The sequence below is a fragment of the Pseudomonas sp. K5002 genome, assembly GCF_013386655.1.
Lineage (GTDB): Bacteria > Pseudomonadota > Gammaproteobacteria > Pseudomonadales > Pseudomonadaceae > Aquipseudomonas.
The window spans coordinates 1-4,005 of the sequence record NZ_JACARK010000066.1 but is presented as its reverse complement, the minus strand read 5'-3'; the positions used below and the strand labels follow the sequence as shown (position 1 = coordinate 4,005).

3 protein-coding genes are annotated in these 4,005 nt (G+C 58.3%); 1 reads left to right on the top strand and 2 read right to left on the bottom strand.

Annotation, left to right across the window (positions count from 1 at the left end; genetic code table 11):
* Positions 1–966: anhydro-N-acetylmuramic acid kinase (locus HX846_RS04125; RefSeq protein ID WP_178965014.1), on the bottom strand; the 966-nt coding region annotated here is incomplete at its 3' end.
* A gap of 3 nt (positions 967–969) precedes the next feature.
* Positions 970–2,385 (bottom strand): peptidoglycan DD-metalloendopeptidase family protein, encoded by a 1,416-nt coding sequence (locus tag HX846_RS04120; RefSeq protein ID WP_003210931.1) that lies wholly within the window; start codon positions 2,383–2,385, stop codon positions 970–972.
* Positions 2,386–2,596: 211 nt separating this feature from the next.
* Here HX846_RS04120 and tyrS point away from each other — a divergent pair, with 211 nt between their 5' ends.
* Positions 2,597–3,796 (top strand): tyrosine--tRNA ligase, encoded by a 1,200-nt coding sequence (tyrS, locus tag HX846_RS04115; protein ID WP_003210928.1) that lies wholly within the window; start codon positions 2,597–2,599, stop codon positions 3,794–3,796.
* Positions 3,797–4,005: the final 209 nt, after the last annotated feature.

Sequence of the window (4,005 nt, the reverse complement as noted above, 5' to 3'; positions counted from 1 at the left end):
AGGGTCTACGCCGCAGGTGGCGGTGCTGCTGACCTGGGTCGCCGGCAGCAGGGCGCTCAGGCGGCTCATCAGGGTTGCGTTGTGGGCGCCGCCGCCGCAGACCAGCAGGGTTTCGGTCTGTGGTTGGGCGGTTTGCAGGGATTCGACGATGGTCAGGGCAGTCAGCTCGAGCAATGTGGCTTGCACGTCCTGGGCTGCGAATGGCGGCAATCGTCCCAGGTGATGCTCAAGCCATCCCAGGTTGAAGACTTCGCGACCGGTGCTTTTTGGCCCCTTGGTCACAAAGAACGGATCGCTGAGCAATGCCTTGAGTAGCTGGGGTTCAACCTTCCCGCTGGCAGCCCACTGGCCATCGCGGTCGAAGTTCTCGCCGCGTTGCTGGTGAATCCAGGCATCCAGCAGGACATTCCCCGGGCCGCAGTCGAAGCCCGCGACCGGTTTGCCGGTCTCGATCAGGCTAAGGTTGCTGAAGCCGCCCACATTCAGCACGGCGCGGTTGCCCGTACGCTCGCCAAACAGTGCCTCATGAAATGCAGGCACCAGCGGGGCGCCTTGGCCTCCGGCGGCGACATCGCGGCTACGGAAATCACTGACGACGGTGATTCCGGTCAATTCGGTGAGCAGCGCCGGGTTGCCGATCTGCACGGTAAAACCCCGTGCAGGTTCGTGACGAATGGTTTGGCCGTGGCTGCCAATCGCTCGAATGTCCTGGGGCTTGAGGTTCTGCTGATCGAGTAAGGCGTGAATACCTTGGGCGGCAAGCGTCACCCAGTTCTGCTGCGCGAGCGCCGAACGGGCAATCTCGTCCGGGCCGCTGGCGCACAGGCCAAGCAGCTCGGAACGCAGGGATTCGGGCATGGGGATGTAGTGGGTGGCGATCAGCTTGATCGCCGGGCCTTGCTCGATCAGCGCAATGTCCAGGCCATCAAGGCTGGTCCCGGACATCACACCTATATAGAGCGACATGGCTTAGCGCTTCGCCGAAGCCAGGAGAGTAGAGCGCTCCTGGTCCATGCGGGCCATCAATGGCTGGCTCTGCTGCAGGAAGCGAGCGCGCTCGGCCTTGGCGATCGGGTCGGCCATTGGCAGCTTCTGGCCCAGTGGGTCGACGTGCACGCCGTTGACCTGGAACTCGTAGTGCAAGTGCGGGCCGGTGGACAGCCCGGTAGTGCCGATGTAACCGATCACCTGGCCCTGCTTGACGTTGCCGCCGGTCTGGATGCCCTTGGCGAAACCTTGCATGTGGCCATACAGCGTGCGGTAGGTGGCCCCGTGCTGGATGATCACGGTGTTGCCGTAGCCGCCACGGCGACCAGCCAGCAAGACCTTGCCGTCACCGGCAGCCTTGATCGGCGTGCCACGCGGGGCGGCGTAGTCGACGCCTTTGTGAGCGCGAATTTTGTTCAGAATTGGATGCTTGCGACCCATCGAGAAACGCGAGCTAATACGGGCGAAGTCAACCGGGGTACGGATGAACGCCTTGCGCATGCTGTTGCCGTCAGCGGTGTAGTAGCTGCTGTTGCCTTGTTTGTTGGTGTAGCGCACGGCGGTGTAGGTCTTGCCACGGTTGGTAAACCGCGCAGAAAGGATGTTACCGGTGCCGACGACCTTGCCGTTGGCGACCTTCTGTTCGTAGATCACGTCGAATTCGTCGCCCTGGCGAATGTCCTGGGCGAAGTCGATGTCGTAGCCAAACACGCTGGCCATGTCCATGGTCATGCTGTGGGACAGGCCGGCGCGGGCGGCGGACTGCGACAGCGAGCTGTTGATCACGCCGTGTACATAGGCGGAGCGCATGACCGGCTTGGTGGTGATGCGGTTGAACGCAAAGCCCTTGGCGCCTTTGGTCAGGGTGATGCTTTCCAGGTCGCTGACGTTGCTGTGCAGGTTGGTCAACTGGCCGTCGGGCGCCAGTTCGAATTCAAGCTTCTGGCCATGCTTGAGTTGGGTGAATTGCTTGGCCTGCTTGTCGCTTGCCAGTACATCGTTGACCGTCGCGGCGGGGAGGCCGACCTTTTCGAACAGGGTCGAAAGGGTGTCGCCCTTGGCAACAATGACTTCCCGGTGCAGCGGGTTCTTGGGTGCCTCTACTACCGCAGGTTCGGCCTGCGCGGTTTCCTTGGTGTCTTCGGCGCTGCTTTCGATCTGGGCAAACGGCGATTCGGCTGCGCCATTTGTGGCTTGAAGTGCGTCGGAAGCGTCTTGATCTTGTGTCAGTTGCTCAACCGGACTTTCAAGGTCAAGGCTTAGGGTCGTTCGTTTGGCTTCTACGTCGCTGGAAGGAAATACCAGGAGTGCCAGGCTCAGAAGGGCGGCGATCCCACTTGCGGCGAGCAGGTGGGTCTTCGGGTAAAGCGGCGGCGCTTTAGACGGTTCTGTGGTCATAAGTAATTTTGACTTTGAAAAGATGAATTGGAAAAGATGAATGACATGATGAAGATGAAATAACTGTATAAAATATAACCAAATCATCTGTGGTGCAAGCTTGCGAACGCTGGGCTTGCTGAACGGTGTCCGTGCGCAGGGCAAAACTTGTAATTAGTCCCTGATCTTGTATGGTTGGTTCCCTTTTGAATCTGAGCCTTGCGGGTCTGTTATGAAGTCGGTTGAAGAGCAGCTAGCGCTGATCAAACGTGGTGCGGAAGAACTGTTGGTCGAAGCTGAGCTGATCGAAAAGCTCAAGCGTGGCCAGCCCCTGCGTATTAAGGCCGGCTTTGATCCGACGGCGCCGGATCTGCACCTTGGGCATACGGTGCTTATTAATAAGCTGCGCCAGTTCCAGGAACTGGGGCATCAGGTGATCTTCCTTATAGGTGACTTCACCGGGATGATCGGCGATCCGAGCGGCAAGAGCGCTACGCGTCCGCCGCTGACCCGTGAGCAGGTTCTCGATAACGCCGAGACCTACAAGACCCAGGTCTTCAAGATTCTTGATCCGGCCAAGACCGAGGTGGCCTTCAACTCCACCTGGATGGATCAGATGGGGCCGGCGGATTTCATTCGTCTTACGTCCCAGTACACCGTTGCTCGCATGCTCGAGCGCGATGACTTCGATAAGCGCTACTCCACTAATCAGCCGATCGCTATCCATGAGTTCCTGTACCCATTGGTTCAAGGGTATGACTCGGTGGCGTTGCGTGCCGATGTCGAGCTGGGCGGTACTGATCAGAAGTTCAACCTGCTGATGGGGCGTGAGCTGCAGCGTGCGTATGGGCAAGAGGCTCAGTGCATTCTGACGATGCCGTTGCTGGAAGGGCTGGATGGCGTCAAGAAGATGTCCAAGTCCCTGGGTAACTATGTCGGTATCCAGGAAGCGCCGGGTGTGATGTACGGCAAGCTGGTTTCGATTCCGGATGCGCTGATGTGGCGTTACTTCGAACTGTTGAGTTTCCGCTCGATGGATGAGATCAATGCACTGCGTGCTGAAGTGGAAGCTGGGGCTAACCCGCGGGATGTGAAGATCAAGCTGGCTGAAGAGATTGTTGCGCGCTTCCATGGTGAAGAGGCTGCGGCCAGTGCTCACCGTGCTGCGGGTAACCGTATGAAGGATGGCGAGCTGCCGGATGATCTGCCTGAGATTGAATTGACTGCTGGCGAGGCAATGCCGATCGCTGCCGTCCTTAATAAGGCGGGCCTGGTTAAGAACTCGGCGGTGGCGCGCGACCTTCTGGGGTCTGGCGGTGTGCGTATAGATGGTGAGGTTGTCGATCGCACCTTTATATACGAGCTGGGCGCGACCCACGTTTGCCAGGCCGGCAAGAAGGCATTTGCGCGTATTACGCTTAAATCCGAATAAACCTGAAATTAACTGTTGACGGCGTTTTATATCTGTCTATAATTCGCCCCACTTCCGGCGCAGTCGAAACGGAAAACTCCTTGGTAAACAAAGAGTTATGTAGGTTTCGATAGCGAGTTGCTTCAGATCGTCGAAGCCCAGAAGGAGTTAGTAAGGCAGTGTTGTTTGGCCTTGTTAACGTTTCGATCCTCTCGGTCGAAAGCGGAGAA